Below are 691 nucleotides of genomic sequence, written 5' to 3' on the forward strand. Positions count from 1 at the left end.
TCTGCGTGAACATCAGCATTTTCGGCTTCATCGCCTGGAACGAGATGTTCTGATCGGCGCGCAGCGCACCCATCAGCAGCCCGGTATCCTGATTGGGGAAGAAACCCTTCTGCACCACGACGAAGAGAAAAACATTCAGTAGTACGGTCAGCAGCAGGCTGAGCAGCGTCAGCTTCTGATGGCGCATTACCCAGGYCAGCCCGCGTCCGTAGGCGGCCAGCAGGCGATTCAGCTGGTTTTCAATCAACTGATAAAGCGGATGCGGCCGCAGGCTGACGGGCGGTTTCGGTTTCAGCAGCCGGGCGCAGAGCATCGGCGTCAGACTCAGCGAGACAAACAGCGAGATCAGCAGCGACACGGTGAGCGTCACGGCGAATTCGCGGAACAGCCGCCCGACAATACTGCCCATCAGCAGGATTGGGATGAACACCGCGATCAGCGACACGGTCATCGACAGCACGGTGAAGCTCACCTCCTGCGCCCCGCGCAGCGCCGCCCGCAGCGGGCTCAGCCCGCGCTCAATGTGACGGGTGATGTTYTCCAGCACCACRATSGCRTCRTCCACCACRAAGCCGGTGGCGATRATCAGCGCCATCAGCGACAGGTTATCCAGGCTGTAKCCSAGCARATACATCACCGCRCAGGTGCCSAYCAGCGAMACCGGCAGYGCCAGCGCCGGAATGATCACCGC

General features: G+C 61.0%; 1 protein-coding gene. It reads right to left on the reverse strand.

Going from position 1 to position 691, the window contains the following annotated elements:
* On the reverse strand, positions 1–634 hold a 634-nt coding region (locus tag AC1DJW_RS26505; RefSeq protein WP_476902958.1), incomplete at its 3' end, for an efflux RND transporter permease subunit.
* Positions 635–691: the final 57 nt, after the last annotated feature.

Source organism: Arthrobacter sp. 05L417 (genome assembly GCF_056397865.1).